Source organism: Nocardioides sp., assembly GCF_047607185.1.
Taxonomy (GTDB): Bacteria; Actinomycetota; Actinomycetes; order Propionibacteriales; family Nocardioidaceae; genus Nocardioides.
On sequence record NZ_JASGDQ010000060.1, the window covers coordinates 48804 to 64856 of the forward strand.

15 protein-coding genes are annotated in these 16053 nt (G+C 70.5%); 2 read left to right on the forward strand and 13 right to left on the reverse strand.

Translation table 11 applies throughout. The annotated features are described in order from the left end of the window. Positions 1-76 precede the first annotated feature (76 nt). Positions 77-1147: an amidohydrolase family protein gene (locus tag QM595_RS06415; protein ID WP_415170700.1), complete on the reverse strand. Its 1071-nt coding sequence runs from the start codon at positions 1145-1147 to the stop codon at positions 77-79. A gap of 211 nt (positions 1148-1358) precedes the next feature. Between QM595_RS06415 and QM595_RS06420 the strand changes: the two genes are divergently transcribed. Then, positions 1359-2351, forward strand: a complete 993-nt coding sequence (locus QM595_RS06420) for an LLM class F420-dependent oxidoreductase (RefSeq protein WP_415170701.1) — start codon at positions 1359-1361, stop codon at positions 2349-2351. 42 nt (positions 2352-2393) lie between these two features. On the opposite strand, the gene QM595_RS06425 is transcribed toward QM595_RS06420, so the two are convergent. The 8 genes from QM595_RS06425 to QM595_RS06460 all read right to left on the reverse strand — a co-directional run bounded on the left by QM595_RS06425 (position 2394) and on the right by QM595_RS06460 (position 11433). Beyond that, positions 2394-2777: a hypothetical protein gene (locus QM595_RS06425; protein WP_415170702.1), complete on the reverse strand. Its 384-nt coding sequence runs from the start codon at positions 2775-2777 to the stop codon at positions 2394-2396. A 71-nt stretch (positions 2778-2848) separates the two neighbouring features. Continuing rightward, positions 2849-4417 (reverse strand): signal recognition particle protein, encoded by a 1569-nt coding sequence (gene ffh, locus QM595_RS06430; RefSeq protein WP_415170703.1) that lies wholly within the window; start codon positions 4415-4417, stop codon positions 2849-2851. Positions 4418-4426: 9 nt separating this feature from the next. Next, the gene (locus QM595_RS06435) at positions 4427-6652 is read right to left on the reverse strand and encodes a [protein-PII] uridylyltransferase (RefSeq protein WP_415170704.1); all 2226 of its coding nucleotides are present in this window, start codon (positions 6650-6652) and stop codon (positions 4427-4429) included. 16 nt (positions 6653-6668) lie between these two features. Further along, a complete protein-coding gene (locus QM595_RS06440; protein ID WP_415170705.1) occupies positions 6669-7007 on the reverse strand; it encodes a P-II family nitrogen regulator in 339 nt (112 codons plus the stop codon). 11 nt (positions 7008-7018) lie between these two features. Next, positions 7019-7357: a P-II family nitrogen regulator gene (locus QM595_RS06445; protein ID WP_415170706.1), complete on the reverse strand. Its 339-nt coding sequence runs from the start codon at positions 7355-7357 to the stop codon at positions 7019-7021. After that, positions 7354-8607 (reverse strand): ammonium transporter, encoded by a 1254-nt coding sequence (locus QM595_RS06450; protein ID WP_415170707.1) that lies wholly within the window; start codon positions 8605-8607, stop codon positions 7354-7356. The genes QM595_RS06445 and QM595_RS06450 overlap by 4 nt, the downstream gene beginning before the upstream one ends. A 181-nt stretch (positions 8608-8788) precedes the next feature. Next, positions 8789-10420, reverse strand: coding sequence for a glycosyltransferase family 2 protein (locus tag QM595_RS06455; protein WP_415170708.1), 1632 nt, complete (start codon positions 10418-10420; stop codon positions 8789-8791). Then, positions 10417-11433, reverse strand: coding sequence for a class I SAM-dependent methyltransferase (locus QM595_RS06460; RefSeq protein ID WP_415170709.1), 1017 nt, complete (start codon positions 11431-11433; stop codon positions 10417-10419). Before QM595_RS06460 ends, QM595_RS06455 begins: the two co-directional genes overlap by 4 nt. A gap of 102 nt (positions 11434-11535) precedes the next feature. Here QM595_RS06460 and QM595_RS06465 point away from each other — a divergent pair, with 102 nt between their 5' ends. Beyond that, positions 11536-12456 carry a rhamnan synthesis F family protein gene (locus QM595_RS06465; protein ID WP_415170710.1) on the forward strand — a complete coding sequence of 307 codons (921 nt, stop codon included), beginning with the start codon at positions 11536-11538 and terminating at the stop codon, positions 12454-12456. A 39-nt stretch (positions 12457-12495) separates the two neighbouring features. Here QM595_RS06465 and QM595_RS06470 read toward each other — a convergent pair whose 3' ends face one another. Genes QM595_RS06470 through ftsY form a run of 4 tightly spaced genes read right to left on the reverse strand, consistent with a single transcriptional unit; the run spans position 12496 to position 15887 of the window. Then, entirely contained in the window at positions 12496-13587 is a 1092-nt protein-coding gene (locus QM595_RS06470) for a glycosyltransferase (protein WP_415170711.1), read from the reverse strand. Beyond that, on the reverse strand, positions 13584-13811 hold the full coding sequence (locus tag QM595_RS06475) for a hypothetical protein (protein WP_415170712.1): 228 nt from the start codon (positions 13809-13811) through the stop codon (positions 13584-13586). The genes QM595_RS06470 and QM595_RS06475 overlap by 4 nt, the downstream gene beginning before the upstream one ends. Continuing rightward, on the reverse strand, positions 13804-14748 hold the full coding sequence (locus tag QM595_RS06480) for a glycosyltransferase family 2 protein (protein ID WP_415170713.1): 945 nt from the start codon (positions 14746-14748) through the stop codon (positions 13804-13806). The genes QM595_RS06475 and QM595_RS06480 overlap by 8 nt, the downstream gene beginning before the upstream one ends. Positions 14749-14759: 11 nt before the next feature. After that, positions 14760-15887 (reverse strand): signal recognition particle-docking protein FtsY, encoded by a 1128-nt coding sequence (gene ftsY, locus QM595_RS06485; protein WP_415170714.1) that lies wholly within the window; start codon positions 15885-15887, stop codon positions 14760-14762. Positions 15888-16053: the final 166 nt, after the last annotated feature.

Below are 16053 nucleotides of genomic sequence, written 5' to 3' on the forward strand. Positions count from 1 at the left end.
CGGCGCAACCGCGGGGCCGGCGGCCGCGTCGAAGAGGTGTGCGCAGAGGTGTGCGCAGCCGGGCCCGGGTGATGTATCAGACCACCGCGCCGCGCAGCACGACCACCGACGGCGTCGCCACTACCGAGATGTCGGCCAGCGGATCCGCGTCGTAGACGACGAAGTCGGCCTCGCTGCCCTCGGCCAGGTCGGGAGTGAAGCCCAGCCACTCCCGGGCCCGCCAGGAGCCGGCGCCGAGCACGGTCTCCGCCGGCAGGCCGAGGTCGTGCATCGCCTTGAGCTCGACATGGAGGACCCCGTGGTGCTGGCCGCCGGCGCCGTCGGAGCCGGCGTAGAGCGGGACGCCGGCCTCGTAGGCGCTCATGATCGTCTCGCGACGGTGCTCGAACAGATCGGTCATGGTGGCGGCGTACGTCGGGAACTTGGCGCCCGCCTGGGCGGCCAGGTCCGGGAAGATCTCCAGCTGGGCCACGGTGGGCACCAGCGCGGTCCCCTGCGCCACCATCGCGTCGACGAGATCGGGAGTGAGGCCGGTGCCGTGCTCGATGCAGTCGATGCCGGCCTCGATCAGGCCCGGCAGCACCGCATGGCCGAAGCAGTGCGCGGTGACCTTGGCGCCCTGGTCGTGGGCGGCCTTGACGGCGGCGGCGAAGTCCTCGGGAGCGAAGGACGGCATCAGGTCGCCGGCGGCCCGGTCGATCCAGTCGCCGACCAGCTTGACCCAGCCGTCGCCGCGCTGCGCCTGCCGGGCGACGGTCTCGGCCAGGCCCTCGGGCTCCACCTCGTCGGCGTAGCCGCGCATGTAGCGGGCGGTGCGGCCGACATGGCGCCCCGCCCGGATCAGCCGGGGCAGGTCGGCGCGCTCGTCCATCCACCGGGTGTCGGCGGCAGAGCCGGCGTCGCGCAGCAGCAGCGCCCCGCCGTCGCGGTCCGCGATCGCCTGGGCCTCGGCGGTCGCGTCGTCGACGGCGCCGGTCGGGCCGAGGCCGACGTGACAGTGGGCGTCGACCAGCCCGGGCACGATCCAGCCGCTGGCGACGCTCTCCGCGCCCGACTGGGCCTCGTAGGTGATCCGGCCGTCGACGACGTACAGGTCCTTGATCTCGCCGGAGGGCAGCACCGGACCGTGGAACTTGAGCACCGTCATGGCGCTGACGCTATCGGTCCTCGCTGGATGATTGATGCATGGGGATCGTGCGGCGAGCGGCGCTCGGCGCCGCGCTCGCCAAGGCCACTTCGTTCAGACCTCGGCGCGAAGGCAGGCCGGGTGCCTGTCGAGCGTCGGCAACGCCGCGAGCGTGGATGCCGAGGGTCGCGCAGCGTGCGAGATCCGTGCATCAATCATCTAGGCTCCGAGCATGAGGTTCGGTCTCTTCGTCCCGCAGGGCTGGCGCTTCGATCTGGTCGGCATCGACCCCGCCCGGCATTGGGACGTCATGAGCGACCTGGTGAGGTACGCCGACGGCGAGCCCGGCTGGGAGAGCGTCTGGGTCTACGACCACTTCCACACCACGCCGCAGCCGTCGGAGGAGGCGACCCACGAGGCGTGGACGCTGATGAGCGCGTTCGGCGCCGTGACGTCCCGGGTGCGGCTGGGTCAGATGTGCACCTGTATGAGCTATCGCAACCCGGTCTATCTCGCGAAGGTGGCCGCGACCGTCGACCACGTCTCGGGCGGGCGGGTCGAGATGGGCATCGGCGCCGGGTGGTACGAGCACGAGTGGCGCGCCTACGGCTACGGCTTCCCGGAGGCGCGCGACCGGCTCGGGATGCTCCGCGAGGGGGTGCGGATCTTCCGGCAGGCGTGGACCACCGGCACCGCGACGCTCGACGGCCGCTACTACCAGGTCGACGGCGCCATCGTCCGGCCGCTGCCGCTGCAGACCGCGCGGTCGGGCATCCCGCTGTGGATCGCCGGCGGCGGCGAGAAGGTGACGCTGCGGATCGCGGCCGAGCACGCCGACTACACCAACTTCGACGGCACCCTGGAGGGCTTCACTCACAAGTCGGAGCTGCTGCGCGGGCACTGTGAGGACCTGGGCCGCGACGTCGAGGAGATCACCCGCTCGGCCAACTACAACATCATCGTGGGGTCGACCGAGGCCGAGGTGCGGGAGCGGCTGGGGTGGTATGAGGCGCAGATCGCCAAGACACTCGGTGAGGGCGCCGCGGCCGAGTACGCCCGCCGGGTCAAGGCCGGCTTGACCGGCACCCCCGAGCAGATCGTGGAGCGGCTGGGGCAGCTGGGCGCGGCGGGGATGGCCTATGCGATCACCTACTTCCCCGAGGCCGCCTACGACCGTTCCGGCATCGAGCTGTTCGCGCGCGAGGTCATCCCCGCCCTCGCCTGACCCGGGGCGTCGCGCAGCAGGTCAGGGCTTCCCAGCACGTTCTCAGAGTCGGTCGAGCAGCCAGCTCGGGCTGAGCGTCATCGCCACCCCGGAGACGTTGGCGGCCAGCGCCCGGTCGGCGGTGATCACGGTGACCCGATGGCCCTGTTCGGCGGCCGCCCGCGCCTCGGCGGCGATCTTGGAGTCGCCGTCCTTGGGGGCGTGGACGGTGCGCACGTGAGCGTCCTTGCCGGGTCTCACACCGGCCTTCGCGCCGCCCTCCAGCACCAGCACGATCACGTCGTACGGCAGGTCGGCGACGAGCAGCTGCTCGTGCAGCCGGCGGGCGGCGCCGGCGCGGTCCTTCCACCAGCCGTCCGGGCGGGCGCCGACGACGTTGGCAGCGTCGACGACGAGCACGGTGCGGGTGACTTTGCGACTGCTCACCGGGGTTCTCGTGTCATTTTGCGACCGGTCACCGGGGTTCCCGTGTCAGTTTGCGACCGGTCACCGAGGGGTCACTTCAGGAACTTGGAGAAGTCCTTGGGGAGGTTGAGCTGGGCGGCGGCCGACTCGTAGTCGACCTCCTCCCCGGTGGGGACGGCGAACGGGTTGGCGGCCGGCTTCTCCGCCGCCCGCTGCGCGGCGGCCTGGGCCTGCGCCGCGGCCTTTGCCGGGTTGCCGGACCTGCGGGCGCCCTTGCCCTTCTTCTGCTTGGCCTGCTGGCGAGCCCCCGCCCGCTTGCCGAAGCCCTGGCCGGGGGCGCCGGGCATCCCGGGGACGCCGCCGCCGCTCATCATCTGCTGCATGACCTTCTTCGCCTCGAAGAAGCGGTCGACGAGCTGGTTGACGTCGGAGACCTGGCGGCCGGCGCCCTTCGCGATCCGGAGCCGGCGGGAGCCGTCGATGAGCTTGGGGTTGGCCCGCTCCCCTGGTGTCATCGACTGGATGATCGCCTGGATCCGGTCGATCTCGCGCTCATCGAAGTTGTCCAGCTGCTGCCGGAACTGGCCCATGCCGGGCAGCATCCCCATCAGCTTCGACATCGAGCCGAGCTTGCGCAGCTGCTGCATCTGCGCCAGGAAGTCGTCGAGGGTGAACTCGCCGGTGGCGACCTTCGCCGCGGCCGCGGCGGCCTCCTCGGCGTCGAACGCCTTCTCGGCCTGCTCGATCAGCGTGAGCATGTCACCCATGTCGAGGATCCGGCCGGCCATCCGGTCGGGGTGGAACAGGTCGAAGTCGGTCATCTTCTCGCCGTTGGAGGCGAACATGATCGGCTTCCCGGTCAGCGACACGATCGACAGCGCCGCGCCGCCACGGGCGTCGCCGTCGAGCTTGGTCAGCACGACGCCGTCGTAGCCGACGCCGTCGAGGAACGCCTTGGCCGTGGTGACGGCGTCCTGGCCGATCATCGCGTCGACCACGAACAGCACCTCGTCGGGCGAGATCGCGTCGCGGATGTCGGCGGCCTGCTTCATCAGCTCGGCGTCGATGCCGAGCCGGCCGGCGGTGTCGACGATGATCACGTCGTGGAGCTTGCGCTTGGCCTCCTCCACCGACTCCCGCGCCACCGCGACCGGGTTTCCGACGCCGTTGCCGGGCTGTGGCGCGAAGACCGGCACGCCGACCCGCCCGCCGTTGACCTGGAGCTGGTTGACGGCGTTGGGCCGCTGCAGGTCGCACGCCACCAGCAGCGGCGACATGCCCTGGCCCTTGAGCCAGAGCGCCAGTTTGGCGGCCAGCGTCGTCTTGCCGGCGCCCTGCAGGCCGGCCAGCATGATGATGGTCGGGCCGCTCTTGGCGAACTGCAGCCGGCGGGTCTCGCCGCCGAGGATGGCGACGAGCTCCTCGTTGACGATCTTGACGACCTGCTGCGCGGGGTTGAGGGCTTGGGAGACCTCCTCGCCGCGAGCGCGCTCCTTGATCGCGGCCACGAAGTCCTTGACGACCGGCAGCGCGACGTCGGCCTCCAGCAGCGCGATGCGGATCTCGCGTGCGGTGGCGTCGATGTCGGCCTCGGAGAGCCGGCCCTTCCCCCGCAGGGACTTGAAGGTGTCGGCAAGGCGATCGGAGAGGGTGGCGAACACCCTGCAATCCTAGGTGGACTCCCCCGAGAGTGCCGCACGGACGGCGTGGGCGGCCTCGGCCGCGCGTCGGTCGGGCAGCGCACCGGCATGCGCTTCCTGGACGTAGAAGACGTCGACCGCCTGCGGGCCGAGGGTGTCGACGTGGGCGGAGCGGACGGTGACGTCGAGCCGGGCGAGGGCCGTGCAGACGGTGTAGACGACGCCGGGGTGGTCTTGGGTGCGCACCTCGATGACCGTGGCCTGGCTGGATGCCTCGGGACGTACGACGACGCTGGGGGGCAGCCACGGGCCGCGCTGCCGGATCCGCTCGGCGGGGTCGATCCGGCGCTCGCTGACCGCGGCGTACCGCTCGCGCAACAGCCGGGCGTCGGGCTGGTCGTCGTCGACCTCCCATACCGAGACGCCCACGACGATGTCGTTCTCCTCCTGCGACCACACCCGTGCGGCCCGAACCCGGATCCGCTGCATCGCAAGCGTGCCGGCGACATCGGCGAGCAGGCCCACCCGATCGGGAGCGACCACGGTGATCCGAGAGCCGTCGGGGCCGGAGGTGACCTCGATCCGGACGCCGCCGTGGCGGACCTCGTCGGGGATGGGCACGTCCTCGGTGAGCAGCTGCGGCGCGGTGCCGTCGGCCAGAACCGCGCCGGCACGACGGGCGAGGTCGAGGATCAGCGAGGAGCGCCACCTCGACCACGCCTTCGGGCTGGTGGCGCGGGCATCGGCCTCGGTCAGCGCGGTGAGCAGCGCCAGCGCCTCCGCGCTGGTGATCCGGGCGGTGACGGCCTCGACCGTGGCGGGGTCGTCGGGATCACGGGTCGTCGCGGTGGTCGAGAGCAGCAGGTGCCAGCGGACCAGGGTCTCGATCAGCTCGACGCCGGCGGCGTCGAAGCCCATCCGTTCGGCCGCCGCCCGCGCCACCGGGGCTCCGGCCACGCTGTGCTCGACGAGTCCGCCCTTGCCGATGTCGTGGAGCAGCGCCGCGACCATGAGCACGTCGGGCCGGGCGACGGTCCGGATCAGCGAGGCGGCGGCCATGCAGGTCTCGATCACGTGGCGGTCGACGGTGAAGCGGTGGATCTGCGAGGCGTGCGGCAGCAGCCGGATCCGCTGCCACTCGGGCAGGATCCGGTCCACAGCCCCGGTCTCGTCGAGGGTCTCCCAGACCGCGAGCAGGCCGGCGCCGGAGGCCAGCAGCCTGACGAACAGCCGTCTGGCCTCGGCCGGCCAGGGTGTCGGCAGCGCCGCTCCCTCGGCGGCCAGCCGGGCAGCCGTGGGCGGCGCCAGCAGTACGTCGTGCTCGGCCGCCTCCGCGGCGGCGCGGAGCAGCAGCAGCGGATCCGTCGCCGGCTGGGCGCCGCGGGCGAGCACCACCTCGCCGGCGGCGAGCGCGATACCCGGAGCCAGCGGCGTCAGCTCAGGACGACGGGGCCCGGAGCTGCGCGGCCGGGCCAGCACGCCGTCGACGCGGCGCCAGGTGAGCCGGCTGAGGTGGGCGATGCGCCGTCCCAGCCGGCGTACCAGCGCCTGGGCGGCGCCCTGGTCGGGCAGGCCGAGCTGCTGCGCCAGCGGCGCCCACATCTCTGGACCGACCCGGTCGGTGGCCCGGCCGGCGAGGTCGTGCACCACGTCGCGACAGTCGAGCAAACCTCGCCGGGCCGACTCCAGGTCTGCGTGCGGCACGTCCACCAGCCAGGTAGCGCTCAGCGCCCGCAGGGTGGTGGCGTCGCGGAGGCCGCCGGCAGCCTCCTTCAGGTCGGGGACGCTGGCGTGGGCCAGCTCGCCGAGCAGGCGGTGGCGTTGCTCGACCAGGCGGCGCAGCTCCGGCAGCCGCTGCCGCGCCTGTTGGCGCCACTGGGCGAGGGTCTGGCTGCGGAGCTGGAGGGTGAGTCCGTGGTCGCCGGCGAGATGGCGCGCATCGAGCAGGCCGAGCGCGACGCGGACGTCGGCCTCGGCGGCGCTCGCCATCTCGGGCAGCGAGCGCACCGAGTGGTCCAGAGCGACTCCGGTGTCCCAGAGCGGGTACCACAGCCGCTCGGCAAGGTCGCCGACCTCGATCTCGGGGTCGTGGACCAGGACGACGTCGAGATCGGAGTGGACGGCAAGCTCGCCACGGCCGTAGCCCCCCACCGCGACCAGCGCTACTCCGGCCGCCGGGCCGGACGCCGCCTGATAAGACCCGATGCAGAGCATGTCCGCCGCGGCGGTGCGCGCGGCGCGCTCCTCGGCGGTCACGTATTCCCGGGATCGGTCAGATCGCGGCTTCGTCGCGGTCGCCGGTGCGGACGCGTACGACGGTCTCGATGGCGCTCACCCAGACCTTGCCGTCGCCGATCCGACCGGTCTGGGCGCTGCCGACGACCGCCTCGACGATCGCCTCGACGTCGCCGTCCTCGACGACGATCTCGATGCGGATCTTGGGCACCAGCGCGATGTCGTACTCAGCACCGCGATAGACCTCGGTATGGCCCTTCTGCCGGCCGTAGCCGCTGACCTCACTGACGGTCATGCCGGTGACCCCGACCGCCTCGAGGGCGACCCGGACGTCCTCCCACTTGTGCGGCTTGATGACCGCCGTGACGAGCTTCACAGTCACCAACCTTAGAGGGCGGCCGCGTCGCGGTCGCCGGTGCGGACGCGTACCACGGTCTCGATCGGGCTGAGCCACACCTTGCCGTCACCGATCCGACCGGTCTGGGCGGTGCTGACGATCAGGCCGACCACATCGGTGGCGTCGCCGTCCTCGACGACGATCTCGATGCGGATCTTGGGCACCAGCGCGATGTCGTACTCGGCACCGCGATAGACCTCGGTATGGCCCTTCTGCCGGCCGTAGCCGCTGACCTCGCTGACGGTCATGCCGGTGACGCCGAAGGTCTCCAGCGCCTCGCGCACGTCCTCCCACTTGTGCGGCTTGATGACCGCGGTCACGAGCTTCACGCGAGGACCCCCGTTCCGGCGGCGATGTCGTAGGCGGTCTCACCGTGCTGGTCGGCGTCGATGCCGTCGGACTCGGCCTCGTCGGCGATGCGCCAGCCGATGGTGTACTTGATGGCCAGGCCGAGGATCACGGTGATGACGCCGGTCCACACGACCGTGACCAGGACACCCATGACCTGGTTGCCGAGCGAGGCCAGCCCGCCGCCGTAGAACAGCCCGTCGATGCCACCGGGCGCGGAGGCACTGGACACCAGCCCGATCAGCAGGCTGCCGGTGATGCCGCCGACCAGGTGCACCCCGACGACGTCGAGCGAGTCGTCGTACGCGAACTTGAACTTCAGGCCCACGGCCAGTGCGCACAGCGCTCCGGCGACGGCACCGATCACGATCGCGCCGACCAGGGTCACCGCGCCGCAGGAGGGCGTGATGGCGACCAGACCGGCCACGATGCCGGAGGCCGCCCCGAGCGAGGTGGCCTTGCCGAGGGTGATCCACTCGACGAGCAGCCAGGCGAGCATCGCGGCCATGGTGGCGATGGTGGTGTTGACGAAGGTGGTGCCGGTCTCGGACATGAACTGGCTCATCTGGTCCTCGATCGAGGCGTCCGGCGCGAAGACGATCGAGCCGACGTTGAAGCCGTACCAGCCCATCCACAGCAGCCCGGCCCCGGTCAGCGTGAGCGGCAGGTTGTGCGGCCGGATGGGCTCCTTCCCGAAGCCTGCCCGGCGGCCGATGATCAGCACCAGGACCAGCGCGGAGATGCCGGCGTTGATGTGCACCACGGTGCCGCCGGCGTAGTCCTGCGGCGCCCAGTGCTCGGCGATGAAGCCGCCGCCCCACACCATGTGGGCGATCGGGAAGTAGCACAGCGTCACCCAGAACACGATGAACACGATCCAGGCGGAGATCTTCACGCGGTCGGCGAGCGCGCCGCTGATCAGCGCTGCGGTGATGACGGCAAAGGTCATCTGGAACGAGACGCCGATGAAGCTGCTCCACTCGACATCCTTGAGGCCGAAGAGCGTGAACGGGTTGGCGAAGAAGTCGGTGCCGTCGGTCCCGAAGGACATCGACCAGCCCCACAGGTAGTAGACGATGCCGACGACGCCCATGCTGACGAACGACATCATCATCATGTTGAGCACCGACTTCGCGCGGCTCATGCCGCCGTAGAACAGCGCCAGCGCCGGCGTCGTCATCATCAGGACGAAGGCGGTCGCCACGATCATCCAGGCGTAGTAGCCGTCCACTCAGACCTCCAGTCGGGACACGAACAAGCGTTCTGCCACCTTCGCGGGTCCGTATTTCCGCATCGCCAGCCGAATGTTTCGGGAATGACACAGATACCCCGCCTCTGTTTCGAACAGGTAACGGCGCGGGCTCGTCAGGGCAGTCGCCAAGTGGCCATGAGGCTCCGACGGAGCACCACAGTCAGGAGCGGGCGCGTTGACGCCTCCTCGCCGAGAGCAGTGCGATCGGCACATTGGGCGCGTCCGGCGTATAGGCGTCTCGACGGGGTCGGCCCCAACGGTTGACGACGATCTCCCGCTCCCAGGCCTCACCGCGGGTCGCGTGTCCGCGGGTCAGCGACTCGAAATGGTAGAGCTCACAGCTGGCGATGTAGAGGACCCGATAGCCGGCAGCACGGATCTTGTAGTTGAGGTCGACGTCGTTGTAGTTGACGGGCAGCCGCTCGCTGAATCCGCCGACTTCGAGGAATACCTCGCGGCGCATCGCCATACAGGCGGCGGTCACGCCACTGACTTCACGGCTCACGACCGCCTCGCCAAAGTCGCCGAAGACATCTCCGGGCGACATCCAATAGGGGTGGAAATAGCCGTCGTGAGTGAAGGAAAGCCCGATGTGCTGGATCCTGCCGTCGCTGAAGAAGAGCTTCGCGCCGGTCGCGCCGACGCCGGGATCCTCCAGCGGCGCGACCAACTCCTCCAGCCATCGGTCGGTGCGGACCTCGATGTCGTCGTTGAGCAGGACGATGCGATCCCCGGTTGCGGCAAGCACCCCGAAGTTGATCTTGCGGCTGTAGTTGAAAGGCTCGTCGAACCTCACCAACACCAACCGATCGCCGGCGATCGCCTGCAGTTCGTCGAGCACCGACGCCGGAGTGACTGCGTCGTAGACGACGACGATCTCGAGGTTGTCGTGCTCGGTACGAGCCAGCAACGAACGAACCGCCTCGACCACGAGGCGTCGCTCGCGCGCCCAGACGACGGTCAGGTCACCGCGCGTGGGGATGACGACACTGACCCGGCGTTCGGCGGGCAACGGCCGCTCGATCCGGTAGAGGCCCTGCGACACGCCCTGCCGGACCGTCCCGGCCAGACCCTGGCGTTCGAGGTGCTCTTGAATCGCCTTCTGGGCCGCGATGTAGGCATAAGGCTTGGCATCCGGGTCGCCCGACGTCGATCCGGGCACCACCCGCCAGTGGTAAAGCACCTTGGGGATGTGCTCGATGCGCCGAGCGACCTCGGTCACCCGCAGCACCAGGTCGTAGTCCTGGGAGCCGTCGAAACCTTCCCGGAAACCGCCGACCTGGTCCAGGACAGTTCTCCTGATCACCGAGAAGTGACAGGTGTACATATGGCCGCGGAATCGCTCCGGTGACCAGTCGGGCTTGTAGAAGTGGTGGTAGTGCTTGCCGTCGGCGTCGATCTTGTCCTCGTCGGAATAGATGTAGTCGACGTCGTCGTGAGCGGCGATGACCTCGGCATTGCGCTGCAACGCGGTCCGAACGAGCATGTCGTCGTGGTCGAGCAGGCCGACGAAGGTGCCCCGGGCCAACGCGACCCCGTCGTTGGAGGCGGCCACGATGTGCCCGTTCGTCTCCCGCTCCACCAGCCGGATCCGCGGATCGTGAGCGACGTAGTCGCGGAGGACACGCCTGACCTCCGGATCGGGCGAGCAGTCGTCGACCAGGATCAACTCCCAGTCGTCCAACGTCTGGGCGAGCACGGAGTCCACCATCTCGCGCATCGCCGAGATCGGCGGGTTGTAGACCGGAGTGACGATGGAGAAGAGCGGAGGCTCTGTCCGCGTCGCGGTCATCGCTTGAGCTTCCCGAGCGGGGAGGTCACGACGCGGCCGACACGCCAGGTGTGCGACTGCCGCAAGGACTTCGTCTCCGCGAGGGCCTCGCGAAGGCGCCGGCGCAGGGTGCGGGCACGCGCGCGCTGTGCGGCCAACTCGGCCTCCAGCCTCACGATCGTCGCTTCGAGTCCCACGACGCTGTCGCGGGAGACCAGTTCGGCGTGATTCGCCAGCAGCGCCTGGTCACTGAGGATGACCTCGCGGGCACGTGCCTCGCGCGGGTCCGGGGCCGGGTCGCGGTCCTGCAGGTCGCCGAGAGCGCGGCGAAGGTCGTTGCGCTCCCGGTCGACGGCGACCAGGGCCTGCCGCTTCTCGAAGACCTCCAGCTGGAGCGGGGAGAGCAAGGTCTCGTACTGGTGCACCACCGCGGCCGGTTGCCGGTCGGCACGCTCGAACAGCACCGCCCACGGTGTCAGGAAGCTGGCGTCGAAGTCCGTACGCCGAAAGAAGCCTCGCTCGGCGAAATAGCTCGCCCAATCGGCTGTCGGGCGCACGTTGACATGGGTCGCCTCGCCGAAGTCGGTCGGCGTCGAACTGAGCAGCACCCGGTCGCTCGCGGCGCACATGTTGTCGATCGCGGTGAGCGCGTCGGCTTGCGTCATGTGCTCGACCACCTCGACGCAGGTGATCAGGTCGTAGCGCCCCTCGATCACGTCGGTCGCCGACGCGACCTGCAGCCGGTCGCGCACCTGCGGGTCCGCGGTCTGCACGGCGTATTCGGAGATGTCGAACCCGCGGGCGTCCACCCCGAGCTCGGCCAGGGCCTGGACCAACAGCCCACGCGCACAACCGACGTCCAGCGTCCGGTGCGGTCCGAGCGAGGTCTTGATCCGGTTCGCCGCCCCGCGGAAGAAAGCTCGCCAAGGCTCGGAGTCCCAGGAGTATTCCTCGTCGCCGCCAAGATGCGAGCCGTCATAGTAGAACTCACCGTATTCGGCGGTCGCCGACTCGGTCCCGTTCGCTGAACTCATCTCATGCCCCATCTACCCGTGTCCACCAGTGTGAGGACGCCACAGACTACCTTTGCCCCGTATCGAACCCCGAAAGGCAGGCCCTTGCGACGACTGGCAGTCATGGCTCACTACGACCCCACCGGCGCGCTCGGGCCACACGTCCGGCGCCAGGTCACGGCCCTGGCCAGCTGGTTCGACGACCTGGTGGTCGTCTCGACCGCCGACCTGCGCGAGGAGTCCCGGCGCTGGCTCGCCGCTCACGCCCGGTTGGTCGAGAGGGGCAACGAAGGCTACGACTTCTACTCCTACAAGGTGGGCCTGGATTCGGCCGACCTGCTCGACTACGACGAGGTGGCGATCTGCAATGACACCTACGTCTTGCTGCGCGACTACGCCGACCTCTTCGCCGACATGGCCCCTCGCCCGGCCGACTTCTGGGGCCTCACCATGAGCAACGAGATCAAGCCTCATGTGCAAAGCTTCTTCGTGCTCTTCCGTGAGCAGGCGCTACGCTCCACGGCCTTCGCCGACTTCTGGGCCGGGATGGAGCCCATCTCGGCTCGCCACAAGGTGATCCGGCGCTACGAGGTGGGGATGAGCCGCCGGTTGATGGATGCGGGACTCGTCGCCGCCGGCCACTTCGTGCCCACCGATGCCGACCTGCGCATGGCTCGACTCCGTTGCCGCGCCTTTCTGCTGCGCCGCTACGGGATGCCCCGGGACCGGGAAGGGTGGCGCCGGCTGCGGGACAACCCCCGGCAGGGTCGCTGGAACCCGACCGCCGGCCTGGCTGACCGCGCCTTGGATCAGACTCGGTTGCCGTTCGCCAAGATCGACGTCTTCCGCTACGACCCTTATGGACTCGACGCCGAGAAGTTGCTCTACCTGTGCGAGGAGGCGATGCCGGATGCCTTCGCCGGCGTACGCGACTTCCTGGCAGCCACCGCGGCGAGCTACCCGGAGCGGCGAGGCAGCGAACTGCGCGCCATCCCTCGGTGGCTGGAGCCGATCGGCGCTCGGCTGCGATACCGAGCGCCGTAGCCGGCCGTCCACCACCTCCGCAACCTCGGCGGTCATCCTTCAATCCAGCAGCGGCGCTACCGCCTGCGCGAACGCGTGGGACATCGCCGCCGGAGGCCGAGCCTCGGCATAGGCCCTGGCCGCGGCACCGGCACGCTCTCGTGCCGCCGGGTCGAGGACGAGGTCCGCGATCGCCGTCCTGATGGTCTCCAGCAGCGAGGCGTCGTCGGCCGGGTCGAAGAGTCGTACATGCGGCTCCTCGGCCAGGCCGTGCAGGCTCGGCACCGCCGGCGCGACCACCGGCAGCCCGTAGCCCTGGGCGAGCAGCAGCACCCCCGAGTTGAGGATGCCGCGGTAGGGCAGCACCGCCAGGTCGGCGGCCCGCATCCACACCTGGAGCTCGGCGTCGGGGAGGTGCTCGAAGCGGCAGACCACCCCCGGTGCGGCGGCGAGTTCCGCCATCAGCTCGGCGATGCCCTCCTGGGCGCCAGGCTTGCCGGCGACCAGCAGCCGCAGCCGGTCCTCGGCGAGGCGCAGCTCCTCGAAGGCGCCCAGCAGCCGATCCAGGCCCTTGTAGGGACGCACCCCGCCGATCGCGATCAGCACCCGGTCGCCGTCGTCGAGGCCGAGGCGGGCCCGGGCCCCGGCACGGGAGATCCAGTCGGGGTACTCCCCCACATAGCTCGGGTGCTCGATGACCACGCTGCGGGAGCGGTCGATCGTGTAGTAGGGCTCGGTGGCGTCGTACGTCGCCTCGGACATGACGTGGACGAGGTCGGCATGTGCGGTGAGCATCCGGCCCAGCTCGATCTCGCCCCACAGGTGCTGGGCGTCGTGCGAGATGACGTTGTGGACCGTCCACACCAGTCGGCCCCCGGCGGCCTTGAACGCCTCGACCAGGCCGGTGACCTCGGCCAGCACCCGGTAGGCCCGCAGCGGCCCCTCGACGCGCTGCAGGATCGGCGAGGTCCAGTGCAGGTGCACCACGCCCGGGTCCTCGCCCGCCTCTGCCGCGTCGATACGCGACCGCAGCAGCGGCCGGAACCCGCTGCGGCCCTCCAGCTCGACCCCGGCCGCGGCCAGATCGCGGTAGAGCATCGTCTGGTAGGGGTTCGCTATCCGATAGTCGGGGAAGAACGCGATCCGACTCATCTGCGCCGCCGACGGGACAGACCGCGCGGCGCCGCGGCCGCGGCGCGGAGCTCGGCGAGCTCGCTCTCCAGCTCGGCGACCCGGCGCTTGAGACCCTTGACCTCCGCTCGTTCGGCGGCCAGCTCCTCGGCACTCGCCGCGATCTCGGCGACGGTGTCCACGTGCTGCCGCTCGAACGCCTCGCGCAGCCGGGCGAGCTCGGTGGCGTCGGGTGAGTCAGGCATTGCTGGCCTCCGGGCGTGGATAGGTGGTGATGTCGTCGACCCGGCCGGTCACGCCGGCCCGGGCGTCGTCCAGAGCACGGCCGACGAGCCGCTCGAAGTCGGGCAGCCAGGCCGGCGCATGCTCCTCGATCTTGCCGCGCCAGTTCGCCACCCAGCGCTGCTGGATGTCGGTCAGCGCCACCTCCGGGTCGACGTCGAGCGTGACCGCGAACCGGGCCCGGTTGCGGATCATGTAGTAGAGGAAGTACGGCGCCGGCAGCACGTCGCTGGAGCGCTTGTCGTGGACCATCGTGGCGTTCTGCTCGACCCGGACGGCCCAGCCGGCGGCGGCCGCCCGCAGGCACCACTCGGTCTCCTCGTAGTAGAGGAAGTAGCCCTCCGGCAGCGGGCCGAGCTGCTCGAAGACCTGCCGACGGGCGAGCAGGGCGGCGCCGGTGACATAGTCGGCGCTCACCCGCTTCGGCGGGTGCGCCGCGGCCGGCTGACGGTAGTGGCGATGACGGGTGCGGCCGAACTCGCGATTGACGAAGCCGCCGTCGAACCAGATCTCCTGCTCGGGACCGGGAAACAGGATGCGCGGTCCGACGATGCCGGTCCTCGGCTCCTCGGCGAGCACCGTCCGCAGCCTGCCGAGGGTGTCGGGGGCGACGATGGCGTCGGGGTTGAGCAGCCAGATCTGGTCCAGGTCGTGCTTGAGCAGGCGTCGTACCCCGAGGTTGGAGCCGCCCGCATAGCCCAGGTTGTCGCCGCTGGCGATCACCTCGACCCGGCCGTCGCCAGCCCTCCGGAGCCGGTCGTAGTCGTCGTCCTCGGGGCCGTTGTGGATCACGACCGGCAGCAGGTCGAGGTCCTCGGAGCGCTCCAGCGCGGCCAGGCAGCGCAGCGTGTCGTCGGGGTGGCCGTAGCTGACGATCACCACGCCGGTCGCGACGCGCATCCGGGACCGCCTCAGCCGAGCAGGGCGTCGACGAACGCCTCGGGGCTGAACGGGGCCAGGTCGTCGGGGCCCTCGCCGAGGCCGACCAGCTTGACCGGGACGCCGAGCTCGCGCTGCACCTGCACCACGATGCCGCCCTTGGCGGAGCCGTCCAGCTTGGTGAGCACGATGCCGGTGACGTCGACCACCTCGGAGAACACCCGGGCCTGGATCAGGCCGTTCTGGCCGGTGGTCGCGTCGAGGACGAGCAGCACCTCGGTGACCGGCGCCTGCTTCTCGATGACCCGCTTGACCTTGCCGAGCTCGTCCATCAGGCCCTGCTTGTTCTGCAGCCGGCCGGCGGTGTCGACCAGGACGGTGTCGGCGCCGCGCTCGACGCCCTCCTTGGCAGCCTCGAAGGCGACGCTGGCGGGATCGCCGCCCTCGGGGCCGCGGATCACCTCGACGCCCACTCGCTCGCCCCAGGTGGCGAGTTGGTCGACGGCGGCGGCACGGAAGGTGTCGGCGGCGCCGAGGACGACGCTGCGGTCCTCGGCGACCAGGATGCGGGCGAGCTTGCCGACGGTGGTGGTCTTGCCGGCGCCGTTGACGCCCACGACGAGTACGACGCCCGGAGCGCCGTCCGCCCCGGAGACCTGGAGCCGGCGGTCCATCTCGGGGCCGACCAGGGTCACCAGCTCCTCGCGCAGCACGCTCTTCGGGTCGCCCGCGGCGGTGCCCTCGACGCGAAGCCGGGTGCGCAGCCGCTCGACCAGCTCCTGGGTCGGCGCGACGCCGATGTCGGCGGTGATGAGGACGTCCTCGATCGACTCCCAGGTGTCCTCGTCGAGCCGGTCGCGGCTGAGCAGCGCCAGCAGGCCCTTGCCGAAGCCACCCTGGCCGGCGAGCCGCTGACGCAGCCGCACCAGCCGGGAGGCGGTGCCCTCCGGTCGTTCGACCGTGGTCGCGGGAGCGACCGGCTCCGGCTCGGCGGCCAGGTCTGCGGGAGCCGCGGGAGGCGCCGACGGGGTCGCCGGCAACTCCGGTCCCGGGTGGACGTGCGGCAGCGCGGCCTTGCGGCGACGCCCGCTCACCACCAGCCCGGTGGTGGCGCCGGCCACCACGATCACGACAGCCAGGATGATGAGGATCAGCGTCATGGGGTCATCCAATCAGAGCAACCGGCCGCGAGGCTCCACAGGTCGATGGCACGCTAGTGGTCGTCTCTGGAAGTTCGTGGGGCCGGGACGAACTTCCAGAGACGACCACTAGCGTGCCATCGACCTGTGGAGCCTCGCGGCCGGTTGCTCTGATTGGATGACCCCA